A 26,877-nucleotide genomic window follows, 5' to 3' on the forward strand; every position below is an offset into this window, starting at 1 on the left:
ACGTTGAGTAAAGTACTTATTTTAGAAGATGAAGAATCAATCCGCAGTTTTATTGTAATCAACCTCAAGCGTAACGGCTTTGAAGTTCTGGAAGCAGGAGATGGTCTTGAAGCGCTGAACCTGTTGCAGTCTGTACCTGACATTGATATTGCACTTCTTGATGTTATGGTTCCAGGCATCGATGGTTTTGAAGTTTGCCGGCGAATTCGGGAGACTAACGAACGGATCGGTATAATCTTTTTGACAGCAAAAGTTCAGGAACAGGATAAGGTGTATGCGTTATCTGTTGGAGCGGATGATCATGTCAGCAAGCCGTTTAGTCCAACTGAGCTTATCGCACGTCTACAATCCTTACTGCGTCGCGTAAATGTACAGCGTGCAGGTACAGCTAAAGTTTCCTTTCAATCTGGTCCTTTCACACTGGATTTAATCTCTAAGTTATTCAAGAAGAATGGGAAGGCCGTCGAGTTAACACCGACAGAGTTCTCACTCGTACAATTCTTCCTGGAGAAAGAAAATACACCACTCAGTCGAGATGTCCTTCTGGATCATGTATGGGGCAAAGAGTATATGGGTGATCCGAAAATTGTTGATGTTAATATTCGCCGTCTTCGTCAAAAAATTGAGAATAATCCTTCCGAGCCTGAATTTCTGCAGACGGTGTGGGGTCACGGCTATAAATGGAAGGGTCAGGGCCAATGATCAAAAAAGGTATCCGCCGGCAGATTGTTCTACACTACTTCCTAGTCGTGTTTATGGCATTGCTGCTGGTGGAGATTATATTTTTACTTGCGATCCGCACCTATTACTATGATAGCGTGCATAGCCATATCGCGAGGCATATTGACTATACAGACGATTATTATCAGAAATTCAGATTAAATGAGGATGATACGGCTAAGCTGACCGAGATTATCTCCTATTTTGAATTGACAGGTACAGAGCTTCAACTGCTCAATACATCTGGAAAAGTGCTGATCACTTCGAATAACTTTGATTCGGATATGACGATCAAGACTAGTGATGTGACTCAGGCCTTGGCTGGTGATACAAGTCGCTGGGTCGGAAAGCAGCAGGGAACCGGTCAAATGGTTATGGCTGTATCCTACGCACTGCAAAATGGAGGAGAGAATGAGTTTATTCTAAGATATGTGACTTCTCTCCATAAAATTAATAATAAACTTCTCAATATAACGCTATGGGCTGTTTTCATTGGAGCTGTGGTACTAGCGACCGTACTCGCTTTTAGTATCGGACTTGCTAATTCCATCGTGAAACCTCTAAATAACATCCGAGCAGTCTCTGCTCAGATGGCTAAGGGACGCTTTAACGTTCGTATTAAAGGGGATTACAAGTACGAGCTCGGGGAGCTATCCTCCACGCTGAATTATATGGCACAGGAGATTGTAAGAAGTAACCAAGTCAAAGATGATTTCATCTCATCCATCTCTCATGAACTTCGAACCCCATTAACCAGCATTAAAGGTTGGAGTGAGACGTTAACTTCAGGGGGATATGATCCAGACGAAACCAAGATCGGTATGCAGATCATCACGAAGGAAACGGATCGCTTAATTGGTCTTGTTGAAGAAATTCTGGACTTTTCCAAGCTTCAGCAAAATGAGATGAAGATGGTGATGGGTATTGTCAGTCTGCGTGAGTTGTTACAGGAGATTATGCTGAACCTGTGGGCTAAAGCAGAGAAAAAAGGTATTGAGATTAAACTTGAGTCAGAAGAAAAACCGCTGATATATGCGGATGCTAACCGTTTGAAGCAGGTATTTCTGAACCTAGTAGATAATGCAATTAAATTCTCACACGAGAATGGAGTTATCATACTATCCATTGAACTCGAAGAGAAATACGTGACAGTATCGGTGCGTGACTTTGGGATTGGAATTAGCGAAGAACATATACAGCGTGTAAAGGACCGCTTCTTCCAGGTGAACCATGTTAATGGCGGTACTGGGCTTGGACTTGCCATTACACAGCAGCTAGTGGAGCTTCATCATGGAACGCTTGATATGGAGAGTGAACTGGGGCAGGGGACAACCGTGAAGGTGAAACTACCTCTTCCTGAAGGGAAAATTCCTGAAGCGGGAGGATTCGATCATGCTGATGATGGCACAGAAGGACCACAACCCAATAATCCAGTAGTCTAAATGTTTTGTTTTACTCTGTGGAGAGGGGGAAACGAATGGAGTTTAAGGTATTGGAACGATTTGAAACAAAGAAGGGTTACTTTGACATCGGACTTGCTCAGGCAGAAGATACAGAAGATATGTTAATGATTTTTCAGAAGACATCTGTACTTATGGTTAAGCAAGGACTCAATCAATGGACACCCTCTATCTTTTCTCTTTCGTTAATGGAGAATTATATTGATGAAAGAGAAGTCTATCTTCTGAAATTCGAAGGAAAACCAGTGGGTATTTTCACTCTTCAGGACAGTGATCCTTCTTACTGGGGCGATCGCAATGATAATCAATATGATTATTTGCATCGGCTTGCTATTCTTCCTGAATATCGTGGGTTACATCTTGGTGAGGCAATGATTCAATTCGGAGAAAAGCGAGTTCAAGCGAAGGGCAAGCGAGGTCTTCGTCTCGACTGTGTATCTCACCTAGAGAGTTTAAACCAGTTCTATAGCCGACAAGGCTATGAATTTGTTGACAAGCAGAATATGGGCACACGAGAAGTGCATTTGTATGAGAAGCGATTTCCTTTGTCTTCGTAAAAGGTAGTGTTCTTTATACATCAAAAAAAGCGATCCGCAGAAATGGGATCGCTTTTTTTGAAAAGAACATGTTAAAATCTAGGACGAGGAAACATTGGCACGTAGTCGGCCTTTTTCGTATACCTCTTGTAGAAGTCGTGATGGTTGAGTACGCACTGAAGGTTTTGGCAGGACAGTTTCATGTGGTCCTACTACAATAACTTGGCCTGGTGAACCTTTAACAACCGCACCATCTTTGATGACAGCACCTTCACCTATGATTGCATGCTCCACATGTACGCCTTTACCAATCTTAACATTTGGCATAACGACACTGTCTTTAACAGTGGAGAGTTTACCAATTTCTGCCCCACAGAAAATGACGGATCTTTTGGCTTTACCCTCAAATGTGCAAGTATCATGAATAAGACTATCCATGTTTTCAAGAGGGCGATTGCGATGTGCTGTTAATTTAGTACGCCAAGGACGAGTGAACATCGGCCAATCTTCTTGTTCTAAGATGAGATCTGTTTGATTCAATACATCCATATGGGCTTCCCACAGACTTTCTACGGTACCAACATCACGCCAGTAACCTTGAAACCGAAATGCATGTAAAGCGTCGTTAGAAGACAGCATTTTAGGGATGACGTCTTTCCCGAAGTCATGACTCGAATTCGGGTCATCGGCATCCTGAATCAGATGTTCTTTAAGGTAATCCCACCGGAACAAATAAATTCCCATCGAAGCTAAATTACTCTCAGGTTTTTCAGGCTTTTCGGCAAATTCAGTGATTTTTAAATTGTTGTCTACACTCATGACACCAAACCGGCTAGCCTCTTCCCAAGGTACTTCCATAACTGAAATGGTTGCATCTGAGCCTTGCTGAATATGCGCATCCAACATTTCTCGATAATTCATATGGTAAATATGATCACCAGATAGTACAAGTACATGTTCAGGGTTCTGCTCATCTATATAAGCAATATTCTTATAGATTGCATCTGCAGTTCCTGTGTATTCTTTTTGTTCCGTATTGTAGGAAGGGAGTAGGGATGGATTGAATCCCCAAGGTTCTCCTTCTCCGATATGCTCATGTAAAGACTCAGCTTCATATTGCGTAAGTACTCCAACGGTATTAATTCCGGAATTTACACAATTGCTGAGAGGAAAATCGATAATACGGTAGTGACCGCCAAATGGTACAGCGGGTTTCGCCAGCTTGGACGTTAAAGGAGCTAATCTTTTTCCTTCTCCTCCTGCCAATAGCATGGCTATGCATTCATTTCTCTTCATCACGTTTCCCTCCCAAGTATTTTTCAACGTAGTACATACATAAACGAATATTAAAGGGTCTGAAACGATTATATTGAAATATATTTATGAAAATTACATTTTTATTTCCAGCCATCATTTTTTATTTTCATTATGGCTACAATGGGGTAATAATCATTTATTGTATATCTAGAAGCAGGTGATGAATTGATAGGTCAAACGATTTGGGAAGGAAACATAAGCTTGGAAGATGTGTACTTATATCATGAAGGTAATTCCTACCACAGCTATCGCTTTATGGGGGCACACCCTACGCAAGAGGATGGCGTGGATGGTGTACGTTTTACAGTCTGGGCTCCAAATGCAAGGCATGTAGGTCTTGCAGGTGATTGGAATCGTTGGGATGGCTCTAATGATTCATTATTTAAGATACCCGAATCCGGCATTTGGAGTCGTTTTTTTCCGAATATAGAAAAGGGAGCTTTATACAAATATCACATTACCGGTCCCTATGGTGAAACTTTCTTAAAAGCTGATCCTTATGCATTCCAAGCAGAAGTTAGACCAGCAACCGCATCAGTGGTCACGGATTTATCTGGTTATCAATGGAATGATGGTGCATGGAAGAGGAAAGCTAAAGCACCTTATCAGAGGCCAATGAACATATATGAAATGCATTTTGGAACATGGCGACAAAAAGAAGATGGCACCTTTTATACTTACAGGGAAATGGCAGAGCTATTGATTCCATATTTATTAGAAATGAGTTATACCCATGTTGAATTCATGCCGCTCGCAGAGCATCCATATGATCTATCTTGGGGATATCAAGGAACGGGTTTCTTTGCCTTAACAAGCCGCTATGGATCAGCGCATGATTTCATGTATCTAGTCGATCAGCTTCATCAGTCCGGTATCGGAGTTCTGCTGGATTGGGTACCTGCTCACTTTGCGAAAGATGCCCATGGTTTAAGACAGTTTGATGGTACGCCGCAGTATGAGTACGCAGATGCACAAAAGGCGGAGAAGCCGGGCTGGGGAACACTGTCTTTCGATTATTCCAAACCTGAGGTTCGTTCATTCCTTATTTCCAACGCCATTTTCTGGATGGAAACTTTTCATATTGATGGACTCCGTGTTGACGCGGTGACGAGTATGATTAGACTTGATTTTGAGAAGACAGAAGCTCAATTCAGCCGGAATGAACAAGGTGGATTAGAAAATTTAGAAGCGATCACTTTCCTTCAGGATCTTAACAAAACAATTTTTGAATACTATCCGAATGCCTTGATGATGGCTGAGGAATCGAGTGCATGGCCTGGGGTTACATCCCCCGTAGACCAAGGAGGACTTGGATTTAACTATAAATGGAATATGGGTTGGATGAATGATACGCTTTCTTACATAAAAGAAGAATTCAGAGCTCGTCCGTCCCATCATAATTTGCTAACTTTTCCGATTTGCTATGCTTACTCCGAAAACTTTACGCTTCCTTTATCGCATGATGAAGTTGTCCATGGAAAAAAATCATTACTTAGTAAGATGCCTGGTACATACGAACAGAAATTTGCAGGACTACGAGTACTACTCGGTTATCTAATGACTCAGCCTGGCAAAAAGCTTCTGTTCATGGGTGGTGAATTCGGACAATTTATCGAATGGAAAGATGAGGAACAGCTTGACTGGTTGTTGTTGGATTATGACTCACACCGTAAAACACTGTGCTTTACTGCTGCTCTCAATCGGATGTATGTAGAGCAAAAAGCGTTGTGGGAATGCGATCATAACATGGACGGATACCAATGGATATGTGCTCATGATGTGAATCAAAGTGTTATTTCCTATATGCGAAAGGGCAAGAAGCCAGGGGATACGCTCATAATTATTATTAATTTTCAACTCTACCAACATGAACGATATCGAATAGGAATGCCAAAGTCCGGACAGTATGAGGAGATTTTCAATTCGGATCTGACGGAGTTTGGTGGAGAGGGAAGAGTGAACAACGGGATCTTAAGAACGGAGAAGAAGCCATGGCATGAGCAGCTTCAAAGTCTTGAACTTACGGTGCCTCCACTAAGTATGATCGTATTAAAAAAGAAACCACCTCGTCCGCGTAAAAAAACAGTAACGATCGATTAGCAACCAGAGGATGTAAACTCTTCGTTCATCAATCGTGAAACGGGACAAGCAGCTTTAAAGAGTAAGAAAAACAATAGAGGGGGAGAATAGAGTAATGAAATTGTTATTTACAGCCGCAGAATGTGTTCCTTTTATAAAGACCGGTGGGCTAGCAGATGTTATCGGGGCACTGCCAAAAGCGTTGCAGCGAGCGGGTGCAGACATTCGTGTCATGTTGCCGAAATACCGTGGTATCTCTGATGAGTACCGTGACCGGATGGAGCATATCGGGGAAACTCGTGTACAGGTCGGTTGGAGACAACAGTTTTGTGGAATCGAAAAGTTAGTAGAAGATGGAGTGACGATCTATTTTATCGATAATGAGTATTACTTCGGAAGAGACGGCGCATACGGATATATGGATGATGGTGAACGGTTTGCATTTCTGAATCGAGCCATTCTGGATGTGTTACCGATTATCGATTTTCAACCTGATGTGATCCATTGTCATGATTGGCATACGGGAATGGTACCTCTACTTCTAGAAGCAAATTATCGTCATGAGTCTTCGTTCTATAACGAGATCCGGACCGTCTTTACGATTCATAACCTGTTGTATCAAGGCGTGTTTCCATATGAAGTACTTGTTGATGTATTGGGGATACACAGCCGTTATTTCACCCCTGAAGGTGTCGAATATTATGGTAATGTGAATTTCTTAAAAGCAGGAATTGTATATGCAGACCATGTTACAACCGTTAGTCCAACGTATGCAGAAGAAATTCAAACTTCTTATTATGGTTACGGACTCGATGGGTTGCTCTCATCCCTTGGAGATAAATTAAGCGGTATTGTAAATGGCATCGATACGAAAAGTTATAATCCATCGACGGATCCATTTATTGCAATGAAATATCGGAGTAATTTGAACAAAAAAGCTCAGAATAAAATGGAGCTGCAGAAGGAGCTTAATTTACCTGTTGATGCAAAGATCCCGATGATGGCTATGGTTACAAGACTTGTTGATTCTAAAGGTCTAGACTTAGTTATACGCATATTGGACGAGCTTCTCTATTATCAGGACATGCAATTTGTAATCTTAGGTACAGGAGATCCTTCCTATGAGCATTGGTTCCGTGAAGCGGCAAACCGGTATTCTAATAAAATGTCAGCTCAAATCTGGTTTAATGAGCCGTTATCACGTCGCTTATATGCTTCTAGTGATATGTTCCTTATGCCCTCGAAATTCGAGCCCTGCGGTATCAGTCAATTAATCGCTCTCCGTTATGGAAGTGTACCCATCGTGAGAGAGACCGGTGGTTTGAATGATACAGTTCACGCCTACAATGAGTTTACTCAAGAGGGCAATGGTTTTAGCTTTAAGAACTATAATGCACACGACATGATGAGTACAATAAAACGTGCGATTTCGATATATGGTCAACCCGAACACTGGAAACAAGTAACCAAGAACGCATTCTCAGGTGATTATAGTTGGCAAGTATCGGCACAGCAGTACGTTGATATCTATCATAAAATTTTGGATTAGATGATTTTATCGGGAGGCAGTCCTATTGACAGGACTGCCTTTTTGTTTCGTAAATATTTAGTGATTGAGAATATACAAATCATGGGTATACTACCGTAAGGACAATTTATTATTCATGAGAATTCAGATGATTTGAATAAAAATACATAATAGGACTATGGATGCATTTGTGAACAATGTTTGAGGTGAAAGATGGATTAGAATAAAAGTCGAAATAAATCCCATTAAATGGTGGGGGGGAGTGTTAGGGTATCAACATGACGGGTAGACGATTACCTGAAAGTATATATTTTCATTGTATTCGAGTGTTCGTCCCAAAATGAATCATTTGACCAATGTTATATAAATTCATTAATATAAATATTAATACATTATTAAATATCAGGAAAAGTCCGTTGCATATTCATGCAACATCATTTATAATGACTCAGTCGCTTACATTTGATGAGAAAGATAAGGGGAGATTCAAGGGTCATGAGAAGAAAAATAACGACTTGGATGTTTCTCTGCATGGCTATGCTGCTGGCATTTGGCAGTATCGCTAGTGCGGAAGGAGAGAAAAAGACGGTCATCCTCGGAACAAGCGCCGAATATATGCCGTATGAATTCCATAAAACGATTGATGGTGTTGACACCATTGTTGGGTTCGATATTGAGATTGCTAAAGAAATTGCCAAGGACATGGGAGCGGAGCTCATTATAAAGGATACTTCCTTTGATGCATTACTCCCTGAACTGACTACAGGGCGAATCGATTTTGTAATATCAGGTATGAATCCTACCGAAGATCGAAGAAAAAGCATAGACTTTTCTATTCCTTATTACAAAGCTGAACAAACGATCGTTGTTCGTAAAGAAGATAAAGATAAGTTCAATACAATTGAAAGTCTGGAAGGTGCCAGCTTCGGTGTGCAGAAATCTTCGGTTCAAGAGAAGATTGCTAAGTCTATTCCAAATGCGACCGTCGTTTCTTTAGATAAGATTCCCGATTTAATGCTTCAGTTAGAAACTGGGCGTGTAGATGTCGTGATCACAGAGTATCCTGTTGCGAAAGCCAACATGGATGAAGAGAAAATGGCCATTACCGATGCCAAACCTAAAAGTGAAAACGATGAATATGCAGTTGGTGTCAGAAAAGGTAATGAAGAACTTTTAAAAAGTATCAACGCAACACTTGAACGCCTCATCGCTGATAACCAAGTCCAGAAATTTGTTGATGAAGCTGGTGACCTGGCTGCGGATCGGGTAAAAGAACAACTTAATACATTCGAGTACTTCTGGAAGTATCGGGATTATTACGCGAAAGGCGTACAATATACATTGCTGATATCAGCGCTTGGTGTTCTCTTTGGATTTATACTAGGCCTTGTGATTGCATTATTGCGGATGTCTGGTAATTCAATCTTGAAATTCATAGCTACCGCCTATATTGAAATCATGCGCGGAACTCCGATGCTTGTGCAATTGTTTATTATCCATTACAGCTTGGCCTCATTCGACATTAAGTTCACACCGATTCAATCAGGTATTCTTACCTTGTCCTTGAACAGTGCTGCATACTTGGCTGAAATATTCCGTGCGGGAATTCAAGGTGTAGATCGTGGTCAACTCGAAGCTGCTCGTTCGTTAGGAATGAAGAAGAGCCAAGCAATGCGTCATATTATTTTGCCACAAGCATTAAAGAGTGTACTGCCTGCAATCGGCAATGAGTTTATCGTTATTATTAAAGAGTCATCTATCGTTTCGTTTATAGGTGTTATGGACATCATGTACCAGGCTCAAATTTTGCGTGGAAGCACCTTTGCAGCATTAAATCCGCTGTTAGTTGCAGCTGTGATGTACTTTGTTCTGACATTTGTTCTTTCGAAATTGCTCGGGGTCTTGGAAAGGAAGTTGAGTGCTAGTGATAACCGTTAAGGATCTTCATAAATCATATGGCAAGGTTGAAATTTTAAAAGGCATTGATGTTGAAATAGCAAAAGGCGAGGTTGTTGTAGTCATCGGACCAAGTGGATCGGGGAAGAGTACCTTTTTACGTTGTCTGAATTTATTGGAGCAACCCACTAGCGGAGAGATTTCGTTTGAAGGTGAGAAGATTACGGCTAAGAAGCATAACATCAATGCAACTCGTGAAAAAATGGGGATGGTATTCCAGCAGTTCAATCTATTCCCTCATAAAAGTGTTCTGAGTAATATCACCTTAGCACCGATCCAAGTTCAAGGGAAATCTGCTGTAGAAGCGGAGAGAATCGCAGAAGATTTGCTTAAATCCGTTGGACTTCTTGATAAGAAGGATGCCTATCCTTCTCAATTGTCAGGTGGTCAGAAACAGCGTATTGCTATTGCAAGAGCTTTAGCAATGCAGCCTCATGTGATGCTCTTTGACGAACCTACTTCAGCACTGGATCCTGAAATGGTAGGAGAAGTATTAGAAGTGATGAAGAAGCTTGCTGATGGTGGCATGACGATGGTCATCGTAACCCATGAGATGGGTTTTGCTCGTGAAGTCGGAGATCGGATTTTGTTCGTTGATGGTGGTAAAATTGTGGAGGATGCAACACCGGAACAGATCTTTACGAATCCTCAGCATCCACGGACGCAAGAGTTTTTAAGTAAAGTTTTGTAATCTTTTTAAGATGAAGTAAGTGCATTTAACAGCGGCTCTGGTGCCTATTATGGCGATCCAGAGCCGCTTTTTTGTGTTTATACCAGCAATTTCATAAAGAAAAGGTTACAAGATTGTGATATATTCGTAATCGTTATACAAGGGAGGCATCAAGAATGAAACAAAATATGAAATGGTGGCAAAAGAAAGTCAACCGCAATACAAGCGGAAAGAATAGTAGAGGTAAAACGGTGAAGCTATTATCTGCGGCAGCACTTGCTCTATCATTAGCTTTTGGGGCATCCACAGTTCCGGTAGAAGCAGCAAGCTCAACGCATGTTGCGAAGCAAGGTGACACCTTCTATCTTCTTTCGAAAAAATATGGTGTTAATTTAAATAAACTAATGCAAGCAAATCCTAAAATCAAAGCCACAAACATTTATCCAGGCTTGAAGATTAAAATTCCTACGACTTCTACAGTGAAGTCAACTTCGACTGCAGTCATGCTTCCAAGTTTAAGTGTGGATTCTAGTAATAAAGTGGTAGAAGCTTGGGGAAAAACTTTTAATTATAGCAAGACTATTTCGGTGAAAGCATCAGCTTATTCGGCAGCTGCAAGTGAGAACGGAGGCTGGGGAGCTGTTGACTATTTCGGCAATCCTCTTGAACTCGGGACGATCGCTGTAGATCCGAAGGTTATTCCGCTTGGAACCAAGGTGCTTGTGACGGGACATTCGCATCCAGGGTTGCCTAAAAAAGCATTTGTGGCTGTGGCAAGAGACATTGGTGGAGCGATTAAGGGCAATCGAATCGATATCTTCATCCCTGGTTCTCAGAAATCAGTGAGTGAATTTGGTTTTCAAAATGTAAAACTATTTGTCATTAAATAATAGAATAGCAATAGCGTTATTAAGAAGACGGGAGAATTAGTATAATACTATGTTCTCCCGTTTTCTGTTTATTTTCCTTCAGGTACACCAAGCATGTCAGGTAGCGTTACAAATGTGTAGCCCTTGCGCCGTAGTTCAGAAATAACTTCTGGCAATGCATCAATGCTTCCTTGCAATTCCGATCCTACTCCACCGCCCGCATGTTGAAGGATAATTGCACCAGGACCTGTGGCAGACAAAATGTTTTCTTTAACTTCTTCTTTGGAGAGGCCTTTCCAATCTAATGAATCTACATTCCAGTTCACTACTTTATAATTATTCTTACGAGCCCAGCGAAGCTGCTCCTCGTTAATTTCACCATACGGTGGTCGAATAAGCCGTGGCTCTTGTCCAGTAATAGACTTTAAAATACGATTTGTACGTTCTACCTGATCTCTGAACTCATCAAGTGTAAGCTTGTTGAATTGGGCGTGATTGTAGGAATGGTTTCCAATCGCATGACCTTCTCGTTTTATGCGCGCTAGAAGGCTAGGATGTTTTTTTGAACGCGTTCCAACCGCAAAAAAAGTTGCCTTTACACCTTCTTTTTTCAATACATCCAGTACTTTAGGCGTGAACCGAGGGTCTGGTACGTCATCAAAGGTCAACGCTACCTGCTTGATACGTGGTCCTCTCACACGAAAAGTGTCGGGGTATTTTTTAATGAGTTGGCTAAGAGTAAGGCCAACAGGTGGATTAGTGCGTTCCTTATCCTCCGTTTCTCTATGCTCGGACATCACGGATGAATGGATAGGGCTCTGAAGAAAGGAGCTTGTGATCTGGACGACGGTTTTCCCATAAGGTGTAATATTCACTTGTGGAAGCATTAGTGCAATGAATATTAAACCCCATACACGCGCGTGGTTTAGCATCATTCCTCGTCTCCTTTTCTCTTTTTGTTTGGTATACCCATCTTTATCCTTAATTATGCTTATCTTCTAGTTAGGAATGTGTTTTTGGTTTTAGGATGGAAACGTGTATAATAGCCATTGGATAAGATCAAATAGGTACGGAAGGAATGTGATCGTTTGGCTGATTTATTTACACCCTATAATTTTAAAAACTTGACACTTAAGAACCGAATCGTGATGCCACCAATGTGTCAGTATTCCGTTCTTGCAGAGGATGGTATTCCAAACGATTGGCACTTTGTCCATTATGTAAGTAGAGCTGTAGGCGGTACAGGTCTAATAATTGTAGAAATGACAGGCATTCATCCAGATGGACGAATTTCCAATCAAGACACAGGATTGTGGAGCGATGAGCAGATTCCGGCTTTTCGGAAGATTGTTGATGGCGTTCATTCATATGGCACAAAAATAGGTATACAATTAGGTCACGCTGGTCGTAAAGCACAAGATGCTAAGCCACCCGTGGCTCCTTCGGCTATCGCTTTTAGTTCCCAATATCAAATGCCTCGGGCGCTCACGAAGAGCGAGATCGAAGAAATGATCTTAGCTTTTAAGGAAAGTGCGCGAAGAGCAGTGGAAGCTGGATTTGATACAATCGAAATTCATGGAGCACATGGTTATCTTATTCATCAATTCCATTCCCCACTTACGAATCATCGTGATGATGAATATGGTCAGGACCTTGGACTGTTCGGTGAACAAGTAATAATGGCAGTTAAGGAAGTGCTTCCCGAGGGCATGCCACTTATCATGCGCGTTTCTGCGCAAGAATATGTAGATGGTGGTTACGACGTTGAATATTGTGCTAAGCTCAGTGAGAGATATAAAAATGCTGGCGTTGATATTTTCCATATCACTTCCGGCGGTGAAGGCCCAATTGGCTCAGAGGGTGGACCTAAGGCCGAACCTGGCTATCAAGTGGAGTTGGCTACAGAATTTAAACGCTTGCTTCAAGTTCCAGTGATTGCAGTTGGATTACTTGATGACTTTGAAGTGGCGCAAGACGTGGTGCTTTCAGGTAAAGCAGATTTAGTCGCCGTAGGAAGAGGTATGCTGCGCGATCCATATTGGTCTGTACATGCGTCTAAGGCTCTAGATGGAGAACAAAAGGTTGCGAAACAATACCAGCGAGCTTATAGGTAATCATTGGTAAATATTGTTGGAGTAATTGATAGAGATAAAGCAAAGTCCGGTATAGATGCCGGGCTTTTTTGTCATCTTTGCAAACCTGTGAACTGTATCACTGACGTTTAGACGATTTCCGTGCAAAGTTAGTGGGATTAGACATGAGCAGGAGGTCTTACGATGGCAACAGTGATATCGAACAAGAAGGTAGCGGAGGGAGTCGGCCTGCTGGAAGTGGAGAGCAGCCTTGGGGGTAAACCGGGACAATTTTATATGCTGAGGGCTTGGGATAAGTACCCTTTACTCTCAAGACCGATTAGTATTTTTGATGCGGGTGAAGATCGAATTCAATTTCTTTATCAAGTCGTTGGCGAGGGTACAAGACGGTTCTTCGAACTTCGTTCTGGTGATCAGCTACAGATTGAAGGACCGTTCGGGAATGGTTTTCCAGAAGCAAATGGATCCGTTGCACTTGTTGGTGGTGGAATTGGGATTGCGCCACTGTACTATATGGCCAAAACGATAAAGAATGCAGATATATATCTTGGCTTTAGTAGGGAGCCATATCTTACGGAAGAATTCCAGCGTGTGAGCAATCAGTTACATATTCAGGTCGGGGGGACGGTTCTGGATCAAATTAATTTCAGAGATTATAAGACGGTTATAGCATGTGGTCCCCACGGGATGCTGAAAGCAGTTCAAAGTATGCAAGAGGAGATCGGAGTGCCTAATCATGTGTATGTGTCATTAGAGAACCGGATGGCTTGTGGTATTGGGGCCTGTTTAGTGTGCAGTGTGAAATGTAAGGATGGTCGCAAAAAAGCGTGTACCGACGGACCTGTATTTCCGGTGGAGGAGGTTGTTTTCAATGATTGATATGCGTTGTGAAATCGCTGGAATATCTTTTAAAAATCCAGTTGTTATGGCTTCGGGTACGTTCGGATTTGGGCGTGAATATGGTAAGCTCTATGATATTAATATACTGGGTGGATTGAGTGGAAAAGGATTAACACTACACCCAAAAGAAGGAAACAATGGGGTTCGGGTGTGCGAGACGGCTTCAGGCATGCTAAATAGTGTTGGACTTGAGAATCCAGGAATTCAAGCTTTCTTGGATCAAGAATGTCCATTCTGGGAAACGCTTAATACCGTACGCATTGGTAATCTCGGCGGAGGCTGTCTTGAGGATTATGTAACTGGTGCGATGCTGATTCAGAATGATGAAGATGCTAGACGGAGATTGGGCAGATCTGCTGTCGATATGATTGAACTGAACATTTCATGTCCGAATGTTAAGGAAGGTGGGATGGCCTTTGGTATTCAGACAGAAGCTGCACAGAAGGTCGTTCGTGCAGTTCGAAATGTAGTAACCATGCCGCTAATAGTTAAGCTGTCCCCTGGCGCCGAGAGGCTCGCAGAGATGGCTTATATGTGTGAGACAGAAGGTGCGGATGCCGTATCCTTAATAAATACCATATCTTCAATGAAGATAGATGTAAGGCGGAGAAGAAGTGTGTTCGATCATGGCTATGCTGGATTGTCTGGCCCTGCTATTAAACCGATTGCTTTGCGGATGGTACATCAAGTGGCGAAAGCGGTGAACATTCCTGTCATTGGGATGGGTGGAATTGCTTCAGGTGAAGATATCATCGAGTTTATTATGGCAGGTGCAACGACCGTCCAGGTAGGTACGGCAAGCTTTGGCGATCTTCGAGCAGGTGAAAGAATAATTGAAGAACTTACTCATTTTATGGATACTGAGAAAATTAATCACCTAGACGAGATTAGAGGTATTGTTAAATAAAAACTCAATGCTTTAGCTTGGTTAAAGGGAGGCGCATATGACGAGAAACTTTGGTGAAACTTTAACATTGGATGAAATCGATGTTGGAAGGGATAAGCTTATTGTCATCAAGGGCGGAGATGCTCATATTGGTGCAGTATCTACAGCATATTTTGAACAAAAAACCCCCTTAACCATTAAGGTTGACACCATGTCCGTCCCAGGCCATAAGGAGCATCTGTTAACCGATACAATCGCTCGTCAATGTGCAGAGCACCTGGGCCAAACAGTGACAGTTGTGATGGGAATCCATTTTGATAATCTGAATAAAAGTGAAATTGAAGACATTGTTATATTAACGGAGAACCTAGTGGATCGTTTTCTAACGAAGAAAAATCTAAAGAAATAAACTTGTTTACGAAAAAACTGAAACGTTTATTTAAGTTGTCACGTAGATAATGAACATAAGAAAACATTTAAGTCTGCTGGGAGGCACGAAACCATGTCCATTTTCAAAAGATTACGTGATTTAACCATGTCCAACATTAACGCTATTATTGACAAAGCCGAAGATCCAATCAAAATGACTGACCAATACATTCGGGATATGACCGAAGATCTTGAAGATGCTGAGAAAGCAGTTGCTTCTCAAATTGCGATCGAAAAGCGCTTCAAAGCATTGTATGAAGAGCAAGCCGCATTGGTTGAGAAACGTACACAACAAGCACACACAGCTGCACAAGCGCAGAACGTTGATCTTGCTCGCCGGGCGCTTGAAGAGAAGAAAACAGCGGAAGCGAAGAGAGACGAATATAAAGCAAGTTATGATCAGAATAAGCTTGCTGCAGATAATCTAAGAGCTAAGCTCGAAGAGATGCGTAAACAACTTACAGCAATGAAGAATAAGCGGGAGACATTAGTTGCTCGTTATAACGCAGCTAAGGCACAGACTGAAATCAACAAAGCGATGAACGGATTTAGCTCGGATTCTGCATCTTCTGGTCTAAAGCGTATGGAAGAGAAGATGCTTCAGATGGAAGCGCGTGCTGAGGCAAGCAATGAAATGAACACGAGAGAGAAATCGCTCGATGAAGAGTTCGAGAACCTTGGTAAAGATAAAGTTGTTGAAGATGAACTTGCTGCATTAATGAAACAATACGAGAATAAAGATCAATAATATCGACGTTTTATCGTGAATGAGTGAAGTTTGAAGAGGCGAAGGGGATAGCGCTTAACATGCGGTTTTCTCCTTCGCTTTTACATGAGTTGTATGTTGAATATGGAGGCTTAAGTGGATGAATTTTGATGTGATCTTAGGGATTACGGTATGGACCGGTGTCGGGGCACTGCTTCTCTTTGTGCTTATGTATGTCGACTCTTTGTTTACAAAGTATAAAGATCTGGAAGAAGTAAAAGCAGGAAACATGGCGGTTACAACACGTCTTGTCATGAAGCTACTTGCACAAGGGTATATTTTGTCTGTATCGATTGGGACTTCACCACATCTGGTAGAAGCTATTGTAGTATCTATTGTTTCGTTTGTAATTCTGCTGATTCTGGAAAAATTAGCGGAGCTGATGCTTAAACTGCTTGGTAATATTGATCTGGATAAAGGAACGATGGAAGGCAAGACTGGATATGGATTGTTTGCAGGTACACTTCATATTGTAGGAGCTTTAATTATTACAGCCTGCCTATAATCATGCATAAATGTGATAGGGGATTGAAAGAATGAGCGTGTGGAAAAGAATAGGAAATTTATTTGCGAAACCAGAGCCGCCGAAGGTAGAAAAAAGTATGTTGCAGCTTAACCCTGGCGACATTTGTGAAGTTTCACTTGTGACCTATGAGGTTACGGGTCGTGTACATAACCGTGCTCGTAATGCGGTTGTTCTGACACTGCAAGATGGAAGTAGCATTGCTTATCTTCATATCGAAGAGCGGGAAACGGTTCAGTATGCATTATATACACCGATTGATGGACGACTGGATGCACCTGATGAAGTGCCTACGATCATTGAACTTGATGATGGTGTATATCATCTTGAGGAAGAATACGGTGGTCATGTGTCGATTACAGGACGCACCCCGTTCACGCAAAGCGGTGAACAACATGTATGGCAGTATCAATCTGATGATTATCGTCTTGTAAGGATTGAATGGCAGAATGGGCGATTTATGCTCTATGAAGGAGAGAAAGTGATTCCGGGGGATGTTAAAGTCATCCGGGCTTAGGAGTGGTATCATGAAGCGACGCTCTTTATTATCGATCAAATTATTATTAGTTCTTAGTTTTCTTGTATCACTTCTAAGTGGATGTGGGGCACCACCGAATGTTAAAGAATCCTACCCATTAGAATCTGTGAATCGGGATGGGGACTCAAGTTCATATGTCTATCGTGCAGCAGGCAAAAGTGTGCCGGTTGTTGCAAAGGAATTGTCGGAAGAGAATAAACCGGATGATATGTCTGCCGAGAATAATGAACGCATGTTCCTTGTATATGGCGATGACTTTTATCATCTGCAGCAAGATCCAGCGAAGCCGGAAGATACTTTAATCGAGATCGATTCCAAAGAGTATGTTAGACGTAATTATGACTCAAGCTTCCTACAGGGATATTTAACAGCTGTTTTGATTAGCGACTTGTTTGATTCGTTAAGTGGTAAATATAGCGGCGGTTACCGTGGGTATACAAGCAAGGACGTGTATAAGCCGAAAGACGGAACCTATCGTAAACCGACAGATAGCGATAAGAAGGTTGCCCCTCCGTTGACGGTAGATCGAAGCGGGAAAATTTCAAGACGTGGTCAGAGTAGTAAAGTTGGTTCGGGTGGGAACATTTTTAAAAGAGAACCGGCAAGTGACCAGAGTAAAGGTACGATTAAACGAGGTGAAAGTGGAGGCGGCGGTGGACTTTTCGACGCACCAAGGAAATCTTATAAAAAACCTAAGACTCGTATTGGATCAGGGAAAATCGGCAGAAGAGGTCGAAGGTAGATTTGAAAAAGACGTGTGGCATATCAATGCCATGCGTCTTTTTTGCTAGGAATAGAGTATATAATTTGCCAGCAACAGAAATTGAAGTTATAACTGTTTTATAGGGCTAAGAGCTCGTTTAAAGATCAGTCGAAGCAAGCCCATTGGAAAGAGAGGACACTACACATATGAAACAACAACATATTACGAATGATAAACCAGACATTAACGGACTAGACCCTTATAGATTTCAGCGTAAAGCGTTGCAGGTACATGATGCACAAGCACTAGTTAAGGGATATGTGAAGCGGGTAACATCCGAAATGCTCGACCTGGAAAAAAGTGACGGGCGTGTATTAGCATCTGACATTGTGGCACCGCATCCATACCCGACCTTCCGCCGTTCTGGAATGGATGGTTATGCAATAACAGCATCAGATACTGAGGTGTGTGGTGATGGTGAGACTATTTGGTTACAAGTTATTGATAATATTCCTTGTGGTGCGGTATCAGAGAAAGTGATTGAATCGGGTGTAACATCCCGAATTATGACAGGAGCACAAGTTCCCGAGGGAGCGGATGCGGTGGTCATGCTTGAAATGACGGAGAGCAGGACCGAAGGTGAAACGGAATGGATAGGCATTAAAAAAAGAATAGAGAAGAATAAAAATATCACCCCCATTGGATTAGAGCTAAAAGGTGGAGAGGTTATTCTCAATCAAGGAACTCGGATCGGACCAGGTGAAATATCGGTCTTGGCTACATTTGGTGTGTCCCAGGTTGAGGTTATGAAAAAACCGGTTGTTGGTATTTTTTCGACAGGTACCGAATTATTGGATATTCGTGATCCGCTAGAGCCTGGAAAAATTCGTAACAGCAATACTTATATGCTTGCATCACAGATCCGTGAAGCCGGAGGTGAACCGGTCTTAATGGACGCGATTCCAGATGATATTACAATGGCTAGAGAAAAGGTGGAAGAAGCGCTAAAACGATATGATATTGTTGTTACAACAGGTGGGGTCTCTGTAGGAGATTTTGATATCATGGGTGACCTCGTCCGTAATGGGACGATGACAATGTTGTTTAACAAGGTAACGATGAGACCGGGGAGTGTAACAACGGCTGCGGTTCAAGAAGGAAAGCTATTGTTTGCTCTATCAGGAAATCCAGGAGCTTGTTATGTTGGCTTTTTACTCTTCGTAAGACCGACGATACGCCAAATGCTTGGCATGGAGGATGCTTATCTTAAAGAGTGGGACGCAGCGTTAGGTGTAGAATATAGCAGGGTGAATAATTTCACTCGTTTTGTCAGAGGGAGATTGGATGTTAGAGAAGGAAGATTGGTAGCGATACCAGCACTATTGGACGAATCTAATGTAATGATTACGATTAAAGACAGCTCCTGTCTCATCGTTATTCCTCCTGAACTAAAAGGTGCTACTGTTGGACAAAAGGTTAAAGTGTTATTACTGCCGGGAACTTTGTCATGACAAGCGTGTGGCAATTTGTTGGGTATAAGAATAGTGGTAAAACGACATTAATATCGTCACTAATTCCTTTACTAAAGAATAGAGGGTTCAAAACTGCTGTTATCAAACATGATGTACATGGATTTACTCTTGATCACCCTGGAACGGATACTAATGAATTTCATGAGGCTGGTGCTGATGCTGTGGCCATCACTTCGCCTTTTCGTACAGCGGTTATCCATGAAGAAGGAACAAGTTTAGAAGAGTTGATCATCCCGTTACAAAGGTACGATCTCATTCTGGTGGAGGGGTTTAAGCAGGAAGCCTATCCGAAGTTATTACTCCTCAGAAGTAGCGAGGATATAGAACTAATAGATCAAGTAAGTGAGGTTAGAGTGCTTATACTGAATCCGAATATGGACAAGAATAACGAGCTACTTCTAGAATTTCAGAGAAGTAGCTCGGTTCCAATCTTTGATTGGAATGAAGTGTCTAAGATCGCTGAGTGGATGTGTCATAAAATGAACAGACTACGAACTGAATAATGGTGTGTTTAGGATGATTCAGTGCGGCGTTCAATGGCTTCAGACATCGTCTTGTCGGTGAGATGTGCATATACTTCTGTCGTTTCTGTTGATGCATGGCCAAGCTGTTCCTTAGTTTTATAAATGTCATTCTGGAGATAATAATCTGTGGCAAAAGAGTGACGAAGCTTGTGCACGGTAAGTGAAGGCTTGCCGAAGCGTTTGGCATATTTAATGATCATCGCTTGGATCGCTCGTTTCGTCATTCTCTGGCCTTCGACTTGTCCATTACGAAGTGCTACGAACAGCGCTTTTTCTCTCTTAGGAACTTTATAACGGGACTGTCTAAGTGCTAAATAATGCTCCAGATCGTCTTTCGCTTGAGCGCGGAAATAGACAGGGGTCTTGAACGTTTCGTCATTATTACCCTTTCGGTAGACATGCAGCATCTTGTTGTTCATATCGAGATCACTAATGTTTAGATTTACAACTTCAGATACACGTAGACCTGAGTTTAAAATTAGACTAGTTATGCAGGCATCTCTCTCTTTATTTAGTTCATGAGCGTACAAGGCTTGCTTATTGTTAGCGACATCAACCGCATAGCCTTCATGGATGTAGCCAATAAAGTCGATGAGTTCCTCATCCTCAAGAATTTTACCTTTAAGCTTAGCTGCAGTATCTTTCGGTTTATGTATTCGTTTATTCTCGACCTTTGCCATTATGTTGCGCTTAAGAAGAGGATAAAAGTCCTCATCCTCTGCGATTTGGCTTAAATAATGAAACAAGGATCGAAGAGAGGACATCTTACGTGATACGGTGATCCGAGAGTTGGTACCCTCTGTTCTCGTTGTCAGATAGAGACGGTAACCAGTTACACTTTCCATGCGAAGCGTCTCAAGTTCCAGAAGTGTTACCTTGCTGTTATGCTCTGCTTCTGAAAGACCTTCAGAGCGAAGCCAATTAAAAAAAGTTTCGTAATCCCTTACATATTCTAACAAGGTGGATGGAGAAAGATCGGGCAATTTATAGTCGATAAACTGCTGTACGTACCAAGGCATAGAAGGGACTTTTTCATCTAGTTTTTTACGGTCAATGCCTTTTTGTATGTTCATGTGTATCACCTCTTAAGAATTCATATTGAATTGTAAAATAATGAATCAAAACGATTGAAATATTTTAGTTAGATGCTATGACATGTCATGCATGTCTCTATAGTTTACCATAACGTGCAGGATACTAACTATGTATGGGAGGAGATATCGATGTTCTCACGTGACAAAAATACTAATGCGATGGGAATCCGTCTGGTTCCGGGCAAACAAAAGAATGTGATCGAAAACTTAATGCAATTTTATTTGTATGACTTCACCCAGTTTCTAGATATAGATGTAACAGAGAGGGGCGACTTTGCTCCGTATCCTGGCCTTGCTGAATACTGGATTAAACGTGAAACGAGATTTCCGTACCTGATTACCTACGACAATAAACCAGCTGGGTTTGCATTAATTGATCGTTTAGATGGTGAAGATGAAGTTGATTTTTACTTGTGTGAGTTTTTTATTATGAAAAAATATCGTCGAAGCGGGTTAGGTACCTGGGCATCGCATCAATTGTTTGATCGTTTGAGAGGACGCTGGAAAGTAACACAAGTGAGTACGAATACGCCTGCACAGGCATTTTGGAGGAAGACAATCGGGGCTTATACGGACAATCAGTATACGGAAAGAGTAGACCCGGAGCGTGGAAATCCTTCGCAATATTTTTCAAGTGCAAATATTTAATGAGATTAATAATTCAGGTTATTAACAATAGGGGATTACGAGTAGCTTACATTAGTAAAGTTTCTATGTAAATTTAAATCATAAGAAGAGTTATTTGATGATTTGCATTCATATGCTTGCATAAAGGGTAATTAAAAGGATTATCTTTTTTATAAAGGAGGGCTGATACATGGAGCGAAGAACTTTCGGTCAGACGGATATGCAGGTAAGTATTCAGGGCTTTGGTGGTGCAGAGATCGGACAGGCGGATCAGAGGACGGTGGATCGGCTGCTTCATAGTGCTGTTGATGCTGGATTGAATGTGATAGATACAGCTGAGTGTTATGGGAATAGCGAGGAATTGATCGGTAAGTCTTTAGTGGGCCGAAGAGAAGATTATTATCTGTTCACCAAATGTGGTCATGCTTCTGGGTTTGATTATTCGGATTGGGATCCTGTTATGCTTAAACAAAGCATCGATCGGAGTCTGAAGCGTCTGAAAGTTGATTATGTTGATGTGATTCATCTTCATAGTTGTTCAGAAGAAATACTTCGACAAGGAGAGGTTATTGAGGTTCTAAAGAGGGCTAAGGAGCAAGGGAAAACGAGGTATATTGGATATAGCGGTGATCACACAGATGCGTTATATGCGATAAAGACAGGGGTATTTGACAGTTTTGAGACCTCTGTAAATATCGCAGACCAAGAAGCAATCGAACTCACTGTCCCTGAAGCTGTAAAAAGAGGCATGGGTGTGATCGCTAAGAGGCCCATTGCTAATGTAGCATGGAAAAATGACATAGTTAGCGAACAAGCGTATGCCTATCCATACTGGGTACGACTCAAAGAACTAAAATACGATTTTCTGGAGGATATTCAACTCGGAGTTAAGACAGCACTCAAATTCGCTCTGAGCGTTCCGGGAGTTGCAACCGCCATTGTTGGAACGTCTAATCCCAATCGATGGGAACAGAATGCAACGATGTTATTGGATGGAGGACGATTGTCTCAAGATGAATACAATGAAATCCGCTCAAGATGGACAGAGGTAGCCAAAACCGATTGGGAGGCAAAGTTTAAGGATTTATTAAAAGTAATTAGAAGCGGTCACATCATATTTATTATGTAAACTCTAAGAAGTTAGAAACGCTCTGAACCGTCTAATAATTTGTTGGTTTATTAGGCGGTTAAATAAAAAAGCGAAATGCCTTGCATAAAGTTTCGTTTGTGTGGTATTATAAGTACATAGCAAATAAGAAAACCTTGTGATTCACATATTGAAAAGGTTGCGACTTATGCTTGGCAACTTTTTCAATATGTGAATTTGTTATTTTGTACGCTATAATTTCAGAAGAGCATGTTAATAAAATTTTGGAGGTTTTTACATTATGGAAACAGGAACAGTGAAATGGTTTAACGCAGAAAAAGGATTTGGATTTATCGAAGTAGAAAACGGCAACGACGTTTTCGTTCACTTCTCAGCAATCCAAGGCGACGGTTTCAAATCTTTGGACGAAGGCCAACGCGTTGAGTTCAACGTAGTTCAAGGCAACCGTGGTCCACAAGCTGAGAACGTTGTAAAACTGTAAATCTATGAATAAAGAAACTGTCCTTAACCCATAAAGTTAAGGGCAGTTTTTACTTTAAGGAGGGGTTAGGATGTACTTCAGAAAAAAATCGTTAGAAGAGCTTCCTCAAGAAGAGACCGCGGTTTGGACATGTGAGAAGGAAGAGTGCAATGGCTGGATTCGTGATAATTTTGCCTTTGAGCATCAGCCAACATGCCATCAGTGCAGCTCACCAATGATCAGAAGTATTAAGACGCTGCCCCAACTGGTTAACTCGAATCATGATATGAAGGCTCTTGCAAAAGGAATTAAAATTTCCTAAAAGGAAATTTAATAAGTTATTTTAAAGATGCCTATGAAGGTGTCTTTTTTTTGTGGATCGGAGGAGAAGAGCTGTGAAGATAAGAAGATTTCAAGATGAGGATATAAATCAGATTGTGAATTTGTTTTATGATACTGTTCATTCGGTAAATAAAAAAGATTATACGATAAAGCAGCTCAATGTGTGGGCTCCTCCAGGTGAACAGGTGACAATACGAGAACGATGGCGGGAGTCTATGCATCGCAATATCACCTTAGTTGCACTTGTGGGAGAGACTATCGTTGGGTTTTCAGATATGACTATTAACGGACACCTGGACCGTTTATACATTCATAAAGACTATCTAAAGCAAGGGATTGCAACAGCATTAGTACATAATCTAGAAAATGAGGCTAGAAAGCTGAAGTTAGCTGAAATAGATACCGAGGCAAGTATCACCGCAAAACCTTTTTTTGAACGTAAAGATTACAAAGTGATTCATAAGCAGTCTGTAGAAAGAAGTGGTATCTTACTGACTAACTATATTATGATTAAGAGCTTGCTCAGCTAAATGATAACTCAATAAAATCGCCTACTCTAGGCGTTTTTTTTGTGGGGAAAAAGAGGTGTGAATCCGTTATGTAACGATACTAATCGCATTATATTTTCATCATATGAAAAATTCACAATAGATAAAAACTGATCGCCTCCTTATGTACTTTATCCGTAAAAAACCCCAGAGTAGAACTTCTTTGTTACATATACATAGACAAAAGACACATCATAAATCCAGATTAAGCAAATTACAAGCTTTAATTTTTACCCCTTATTTAGAGGAATATCCCCCTTTGATTACGACCGACGTTGGCATAATATTTTATTAAGACAGCTAGAGATTCTGGTTGTTACAAATATACTTAGGGGGATTCAAAGATGAAAAGGTCTTCATTAATGCTTTTGAGCTTAATATTATTGCTCAGCATGTTTATGGCTGCATGCGGTAATAAAGGCTCTAACAATTCTGCTGGTGAAGGTGACAAACCGGCACCGGAGCCGACTAAGAAAGAAGAACCAGCTAAGGAAGTATCTCTTCGTGTCTTCTCGACATTTGGTGGTACAGACGCAGCTCGCGAAACATTCAAAGCTCTTTTGGATGACTTTACTGCAAAACATCCAAATGTAAAAATTGAGAACGATGTCATGTCTGCAAATGATGACGGTTTCAGAACAAAAGTAAACACAGATATGAACAGTGGCAATGAGCCAGATCTGTTGTTCTACTTTATCGGAGCTGATGCTGAAGGTTTCGTGAACGCTGGTAAAGTTGTTCCATTGAACCAAATCCTTGATGAGAACGCGGATTGGAAAAATGGATTCAGTGAGAATGCACTTGAGTTCGCTAAGCAAAAAGATGGAAACATCTATGCTGCTCCACTAACTGGTTTCTATGAAGGATTGTTCTACAATAAAAAGATTTTTGATGAGAACGGTTTGGAAGCTCCAACTACTTGGGAAAACCTGAAGAAAGCTGTTACGACACTTTCTGCAAAAGGTATTATTCCTCTTTCCGTACCATTTGACCAATCTCACTATTTGATCGAGCACACGATTCTTGCTGCTGCTGGTCCTGAAGGTCAAGATAAAGGTCTGGCTAATGGCATCGAACCAAATTGGGAAAAAGCATATTCTGGAATGAAAGAGCTTTATGATCTAGGCGCATTCCCTAAAGATGCTGCTACTATCGATTTAAGTATGGCAGGTAACTATTACAGTGAAGGCCTCGCTGCAATGATTATTGAAGGATCATGGGCAATAGGTGGATGGAACGAAGATGTGAAGAGTAACACTACTGTAGTTCCTTTCCCAGCTATTCCTGGTGGAGCAGGAAGCGGTAACGACATCGTTGGTGGTTTTGGTTCTGGATTCTACGTTTCCAAAGCAGCATATGACAATGCAGATAAAAAAGATATGACAGTAGAATTACTTAAATTTATGACATCCCCTGATAGCATTAAAAAAATCGCTGAAGCAAACGGCGGTACTCCTGCAGCGGATGTAGAAATTGCTGGTTTACCACAGGCTGCTCTTGATGGTTTCGCAATGCTTCAAAATGCTAAATCCATCAGCTCACCAGTTGATAGTAAAGTATCCCAAGAAACTTTCTCTAATCTTCGTGCTAGCGTACAGCAAGTTGTAACAGGTGCTAAAACTCCAGCGCAAGCGTTAGAAGATGCTAAGAAAACTGAGGATGCTAACAAGAAATAGGTTAAATCGTTAATACGGTACCCTATATGTTATTGCGCCGCCCCTCTGAATCATTTGGGCGGCGCAATCATTTAATTCATTAATCAAGAAAAATAAACATCAAAGGTGATAATTATGAAGGGTGATCGGAAGTATATTTTGATGTTTTTGTTTCCAACGGCTCTATTCTTAACTGTATTTTTGTACTATCCGTTCTTTAAAAGTTTGTATCTCAGCTTTTATCGTACATCTGGTTTTTTTGACAAGAAATTCATTGGATGGGATAACTACGAGCGGTTATTTACGGATAAGCTCCTGGGTGCAGCAACATTAAATACGTTGGAAATCATGTTATACGTTATTGTGTTCCAGGTAGGTATCGCGTTAGTTCTTGCGGTTATGGTTGATAATATTACGAAGCTCAAAGGATTCTTCCGAACCGTATTTTTCTTTCCAGTTGTAATATCCGGAACGGCAATTTCTTTATTGTTTGTCCTATTTTATAACTATAACTTTGGACTGCTGAACAACATACTGGCTAACTTCGGTATCGAAAAAGTGCTGTGGCTTGATGAGAGTAATGCACTGAGAGCGGTGTCGATCCCGACCGTATGGCATTATGTTGGTTTCTACTTTGTATTGTTCTTGACGGCGATGTCCAAGATTCCAGCTGACTTTTACGAAGCTGCTAAACTTGAAGGAATAACAGGGTTTAAGAAAACGACGAAGTTAACAATCCCATTGATTCTAAGTGATATTAAAGTCGTTATTACACTAGCTATCACGGGTACGATGAAGGTATTCGAATTCATCTGGGTTATTACGTCTGGGCAGAATGGCACTGAAGTACTCGGTACGTACATGTACAAAAAAGCAATGGTGGATCAAAACTTTGGTTATGGTTCGACAGTTGCAATTTTCATGGTTGTTTTCGGCGTGTTGCTTGCCCTTCTTGCCAACCGCTTGTTAAAAAGTGAAGAAATTACATACTAAGCTGTTATTAGGGGTGTACTA

28 protein-coding genes are annotated in these 26,877 nt (G+C 41.3%); 25 read left to right on the forward strand and 3 right to left on the reverse strand.

Annotated elements, in window-relative coordinates; translation table 11 throughout:
* Nucleotides 1-3: 3 nt before the first annotated feature.
* From ACK8P5_RS11400 to ACK8P5_RS11410, 3 genes are read left to right on the forward strand one after another with little or no spacing between them, the layout of a single operon-like run.
* Nucleotides 4-702 (forward strand): response regulator transcription factor, encoded by a 699-nt coding sequence (locus tag ACK8P5_RS11400; RefSeq protein ID WP_422661045.1) that lies wholly within the window; start codon nt 4-6, stop codon nt 700-702.
* Entirely contained in the window at nt 699-2,162 is a 1,464-nt protein-coding gene (locus ACK8P5_RS11405) for a sensor histidine kinase (protein WP_422661046.1), read from the forward strand. Before ACK8P5_RS11400 ends, ACK8P5_RS11405 begins: the two co-directional genes overlap by 4 nt.
* Before the next feature lie 35 nt (nt 2,163-2,197).
* A complete protein-coding gene (locus ACK8P5_RS11410) occupies nt 2,198-2,737 on the forward strand; it encodes a GNAT family N-acetyltransferase (protein ID WP_422661047.1) in 540 nt (179 codons plus the stop codon).
* A gap of 78 nt (nt 2,738-2,815) precedes the next feature.
* On the opposite strand, the gene ACK8P5_RS11415 is transcribed toward ACK8P5_RS11410, so the two are convergent.
* Complete coding sequence (locus ACK8P5_RS11415) at nt 2,816-4,012, reverse strand: glucose-1-phosphate adenylyltransferase (RefSeq protein WP_422661048.1); 1,197 nt, start codon at nt 4,010-4,012, stop codon at nt 2,816-2,818.
* Nucleotides 4,013-4,228: 216 nt separating this feature from the next.
* Here ACK8P5_RS11415 and glgB point away from each other — a divergent pair, with 216 nt between their 5' ends.
* The 5 genes from glgB (at nt 4,229) to ACK8P5_RS11440 (ending at nt 11,156) form a co-directional block, all read left to right on the forward strand.
* A complete protein-coding gene (gene glgB, locus ACK8P5_RS11420; RefSeq protein WP_422661450.1) occupies nt 4,229-6,133 on the forward strand; it encodes a 1,4-alpha-glucan branching protein GlgB in 1,905 nt (634 codons plus the stop codon).
* 94 nt (nt 6,134-6,227) lie between these two features.
* On the forward strand, nt 6,228-7,661 hold the full coding sequence (glgA, locus tag ACK8P5_RS11425; protein ID WP_422661049.1) for a glycogen synthase GlgA: 1,434 nt from the start codon (nt 6,228-6,230) through the stop codon (nt 7,659-7,661).
* Between the two features lie 474 nt (nt 7,662-8,135).
* On the forward strand, nt 8,136-9,578 hold the full coding sequence (locus ACK8P5_RS11430; protein WP_422661050.1) for an ABC transporter substrate-binding protein/permease: 1,443 nt from the start codon (nt 8,136-8,138) through the stop codon (nt 9,576-9,578).
* Nucleotides 9,565-10,287, forward strand: a complete 723-nt coding sequence (locus tag ACK8P5_RS11435) for an amino acid ABC transporter ATP-binding protein (protein ID WP_422661051.1) — start codon at nt 9,565-9,567, stop codon at nt 10,285-10,287. Before ACK8P5_RS11430 ends, ACK8P5_RS11435 begins: the two co-directional genes overlap by 14 nt.
* A gap of 167 nt (nt 10,288-10,454) precedes the next feature.
* The gene (locus ACK8P5_RS11440) at nt 10,455-11,156 is read left to right on the forward strand and encodes a 3D domain-containing protein (protein WP_422661451.1); all 702 of its coding nucleotides are present in this window, start codon (nt 10,455-10,457) and stop codon (nt 11,154-11,156) included.
* Between the two features lie 68 nt (nt 11,157-11,224).
* Here the strand turns inward: ACK8P5_RS11440 and ACK8P5_RS11445 are convergent, their stop codons facing one another.
* Nucleotides 11,225-11,932: a polysaccharide deacetylase family protein gene (locus ACK8P5_RS11445; protein WP_422661452.1), complete on the reverse strand. Its 708-nt coding sequence runs from the start codon at nt 11,930-11,932 to the stop codon at nt 11,225-11,227.
* 291 nt (nt 11,933-12,223) lie between these two features.
* Between ACK8P5_RS11445 and ACK8P5_RS11450 the strand changes: the two genes are divergently transcribed.
* From ACK8P5_RS11450 to mobB, 10 genes are all read left to right on the forward strand, one after another.
* A complete protein-coding gene (locus tag ACK8P5_RS11450) occupies nt 12,224-13,249 on the forward strand; it encodes an NADH:flavin oxidoreductase/NADH oxidase (protein ID WP_422661052.1) in 1,026 nt (341 codons plus the stop codon).
* A 162-nt stretch (nt 13,250-13,411) separates the two neighbouring features.
* Nucleotides 13,412-14,107 carry a dihydroorotate dehydrogenase electron transfer subunit gene (locus ACK8P5_RS11455; RefSeq protein ID WP_422661053.1) on the forward strand — a complete coding sequence of 232 codons (696 nt, stop codon included), beginning with the start codon at nt 13,412-13,414 and terminating at the stop codon, nt 14,105-14,107.
* Complete coding sequence (locus ACK8P5_RS11460) at nt 14,100-15,035, forward strand: dihydroorotate dehydrogenase (RefSeq protein ID WP_422661054.1); 936 nt, start codon at nt 14,100-14,102, stop codon at nt 15,033-15,035. The genes ACK8P5_RS11455 and ACK8P5_RS11460 overlap by 8 nt, the downstream gene beginning before the upstream one ends.
* A 37-nt stretch (nt 15,036-15,072) precedes the next feature.
* Nucleotides 15,073-15,423 carry a hypothetical protein gene (locus ACK8P5_RS11465; RefSeq protein WP_422661055.1) on the forward strand — a complete coding sequence of 117 codons (351 nt, stop codon included), beginning with the start codon at nt 15,073-15,075 and terminating at the stop codon, nt 15,421-15,423.
* 93 nt (nt 15,424-15,516) lie between these two features.
* Nucleotides 15,517-16,191, forward strand: a complete 675-nt coding sequence (locus tag ACK8P5_RS11470; RefSeq protein ID WP_422661056.1) for a PspA/IM30 family protein — start codon at nt 15,517-15,519, stop codon at nt 16,189-16,191.
* Nucleotides 16,192-16,309: 118 nt separating this feature from the next.
* Nucleotides 16,310-16,714: a DUF350 domain-containing protein gene (locus ACK8P5_RS11475; protein WP_422661057.1), complete on the forward strand. Its 405-nt coding sequence runs from the start codon at nt 16,310-16,312 to the stop codon at nt 16,712-16,714.
* A gap of 31 nt (nt 16,715-16,745) precedes the next feature.
* On the forward strand, nt 16,746-17,249 hold the full coding sequence (locus ACK8P5_RS11480) for a DUF4178 domain-containing protein (protein WP_422661058.1): 504 nt from the start codon (nt 16,746-16,748) through the stop codon (nt 17,247-17,249).
* Between the two features lie 10 nt (nt 17,250-17,259).
* Nucleotides 17,260-18,012, forward strand: a complete 753-nt coding sequence (locus ACK8P5_RS11485; protein WP_422661059.1) for a DUF4247 domain-containing protein — start codon at nt 17,260-17,262, stop codon at nt 18,010-18,012.
* Between the two features lie 167 nt (nt 18,013-18,179).
* A complete protein-coding gene (glp, locus tag ACK8P5_RS11490) occupies nt 18,180-19,484 on the forward strand; it encodes a gephyrin-like molybdotransferase Glp (protein WP_422661060.1) in 1,305 nt (434 codons plus the stop codon).
* Complete coding sequence (mobB, locus tag ACK8P5_RS11495; RefSeq protein WP_422661061.1) at nt 19,481-20,008, forward strand: molybdopterin-guanine dinucleotide biosynthesis protein B; 528 nt, start codon at nt 19,481-19,483, stop codon at nt 20,006-20,008. Before glp ends, mobB begins: the two co-directional genes overlap by 4 nt.
* 8 nt (nt 20,009-20,016) lie before the next feature.
* On the opposite strand, the gene xerS is transcribed toward mobB, so the two are convergent.
* A complete protein-coding gene (gene xerS / locus ACK8P5_RS11500) occupies nt 20,017-21,102 on the reverse strand; it encodes a tyrosine recombinase XerS (protein ID WP_422661062.1) in 1,086 nt (361 codons plus the stop codon).
* A 150-nt stretch (nt 21,103-21,252) separates the two neighbouring features.
* Here xerS and ACK8P5_RS11505 point away from each other — a divergent pair, with 150 nt between their 5' ends.
* The 7 genes from ACK8P5_RS11505 (at nt 21,253) to ACK8P5_RS11535 (ending at nt 26,856) form a co-directional block, all read left to right on the forward strand.
* Entirely contained in the window at nt 21,253-21,771 is a 519-nt protein-coding gene (locus ACK8P5_RS11505) for a GNAT family N-acetyltransferase (RefSeq protein ID WP_422661063.1), read from the forward strand.
* Nucleotides 21,772-21,940: 169 nt separating this feature from the next.
* Nucleotides 21,941-22,879, forward strand: coding sequence for an aldo/keto reductase (locus ACK8P5_RS11510; protein WP_422661064.1), 939 nt, complete (start codon nt 21,941-21,943; stop codon nt 22,877-22,879).
* Nucleotides 22,880-23,138: 259 nt separating this feature from the next.
* Nucleotides 23,139-23,339: a cold-shock protein gene (locus ACK8P5_RS11515; protein WP_054957841.1), complete on the forward strand. Its 201-nt coding sequence runs from the start codon at nt 23,139-23,141 to the stop codon at nt 23,337-23,339.
* Nucleotides 23,340-23,409: 70 nt separating this feature from the next.
* Nucleotides 23,410-23,640, forward strand: coding sequence for a cold-shock protein (locus ACK8P5_RS11520; RefSeq protein ID WP_422661065.1), 231 nt, complete (start codon nt 23,410-23,412; stop codon nt 23,638-23,640).
* A gap of 73 nt (nt 23,641-23,713) precedes the next feature.
* Nucleotides 23,714-24,190, forward strand: coding sequence for a GNAT family N-acetyltransferase (locus ACK8P5_RS11525; RefSeq protein WP_422661066.1), 477 nt, complete (start codon nt 23,714-23,716; stop codon nt 24,188-24,190).
* A gap of 362 nt (nt 24,191-24,552) precedes the next feature.
* Nucleotides 24,553-25,884, forward strand: a complete 1,332-nt coding sequence (locus ACK8P5_RS11530; RefSeq protein ID WP_422661067.1) for an ABC transporter substrate-binding protein — start codon at nt 24,553-24,555, stop codon at nt 25,882-25,884.
* 114 nt (nt 25,885-25,998) lie between these two features.
* The gene (locus ACK8P5_RS11535; RefSeq protein ID WP_422661068.1) at nt 25,999-26,856 is read left to right on the forward strand and encodes a carbohydrate ABC transporter permease; all 858 of its coding nucleotides are present in this window, start codon (nt 25,999-26,001) and stop codon (nt 26,854-26,856) included.
* Nucleotides 26,857-26,877 lie beyond the last annotated feature (21 nt).

The organism is Paenibacillus sp. EC2-1, assembly GCF_049311625.1.
GTDB lineage: Bacteria > Bacillota > Bacilli > Paenibacillales > Paenibacillaceae > Paenibacillus_AQ.

Excerpts from the sequence above, each read along its gene's own strand:
- xerS (WP_422661062.1), bottom strand. The coding sequence starts at position 21,102 with ATGAACATACAAAAAGGCATTGACCGTAAAAAACTAGATGAAAAAGTC.
- glp (WP_422661060.1), top strand. The coding sequence starts at position 18,180 with ATGAAACAACAACATATTACGAATGATAAACCAGACATTAACGGACTA.
- mobB (WP_422661061.1), top strand. The coding sequence starts at position 19,481 with ATGACAAGCGTGTGGCAATTTGTTGGGTATAAGAATAGTGGTAAAACG.
- ACK8P5_RS11505 (WP_422661063.1), top strand. The coding sequence starts at position 21,253 with ATGTTCTCACGTGACAAAAATACTAATGCGATGGGAATCCGTCTGGTT.
- glgA (WP_422661049.1), top strand. The coding sequence starts at position 6,228 with ATGAAATTGTTATTTACAGCCGCAGAATGTGTTCCTTTTATAAAGACC.
- ACK8P5_RS11475 (WP_422661057.1), top strand. The coding sequence starts at position 16,310 with ATGAATTTTGATGTGATCTTAGGGATTACGGTATGGACCGGTGTCGGG.
- ACK8P5_RS11455 (WP_422661053.1), top strand. The coding sequence starts at position 13,412 with ATGGCAACAGTGATATCGAACAAGAAGGTAGCGGAGGGAGTCGGCCTG.
- ACK8P5_RS11530 (WP_422661067.1), top strand. The coding sequence starts at position 24,553 with ATGAAAAGGTCTTCATTAATGCTTTTGAGCTTAATATTATTGCTCAGC.
- ACK8P5_RS11445 (WP_422661452.1), bottom strand. The coding sequence starts at position 11,932 with ATGTCCGAGCATAGAGAAACGGAGGATAAGGAACGCACTAATCCACCT.
- ACK8P5_RS11440 (WP_422661451.1), top strand. The coding sequence starts at position 10,455 with ATGAAATGGTGGCAAAAGAAAGTCAACCGCAATACAAGCGGAAAGAAT.
- ACK8P5_RS11515 (WP_054957841.1), top strand. The coding sequence starts at position 23,139 with ATGGAAACAGGAACAGTGAAATGGTTTAACGCAGAAAAAGGATTTGGA.
- ACK8P5_RS11430 (WP_422661050.1), top strand. The coding sequence starts at position 8,136 with ATGAGAAGAAAAATAACGACTTGGATGTTTCTCTGCATGGCTATGCTG.
- ACK8P5_RS11535 (WP_422661068.1), top strand. The coding sequence starts at position 25,999 with ATGAAGGGTGATCGGAAGTATATTTTGATGTTTTTGTTTCCAACGGCT.
- ACK8P5_RS11520 (WP_422661065.1), top strand. The coding sequence starts at position 23,410 with ATGTACTTCAGAAAAAAATCGTTAGAAGAGCTTCCTCAAGAAGAGACC.
- ACK8P5_RS11405 (WP_422661046.1), top strand. The coding sequence starts at position 699 with ATGATCAAAAAAGGTATCCGCCGGCAGATTGTTCTACACTACTTCCTA.
- ACK8P5_RS11480 (WP_422661058.1), top strand. The coding sequence starts at position 16,746 with ATGAGCGTGTGGAAAAGAATAGGAAATTTATTTGCGAAACCAGAGCCG.
- ACK8P5_RS11415 (WP_422661048.1), bottom strand. The coding sequence starts at position 4,012 with ATGAAGAGAAATGAATGCATAGCCATGCTATTGGCAGGAGGAGAAGGA.
- ACK8P5_RS11465 (WP_422661055.1), top strand. The coding sequence starts at position 15,073 with ATGACGAGAAACTTTGGTGAAACTTTAACATTGGATGAAATCGATGTT.
- ACK8P5_RS11470 (WP_422661056.1), top strand. The coding sequence starts at position 15,517 with ATGTCCATTTTCAAAAGATTACGTGATTTAACCATGTCCAACATTAAC.
- ACK8P5_RS11485 (WP_422661059.1), top strand. The coding sequence starts at position 17,260 with ATGAAGCGACGCTCTTTATTATCGATCAAATTATTATTAGTTCTTAGT.
- ACK8P5_RS11460 (WP_422661054.1), top strand. The coding sequence starts at position 14,100 with ATGATTGATATGCGTTGTGAAATCGCTGGAATATCTTTTAAAAATCCA.
- ACK8P5_RS11510 (WP_422661064.1), top strand. The coding sequence starts at position 21,941 with ATGGAGCGAAGAACTTTCGGTCAGACGGATATGCAGGTAAGTATTCAG.
- ACK8P5_RS11410 (WP_422661047.1), top strand. The coding sequence starts at position 2,198 with ATGGAGTTTAAGGTATTGGAACGATTTGAAACAAAGAAGGGTTACTTT.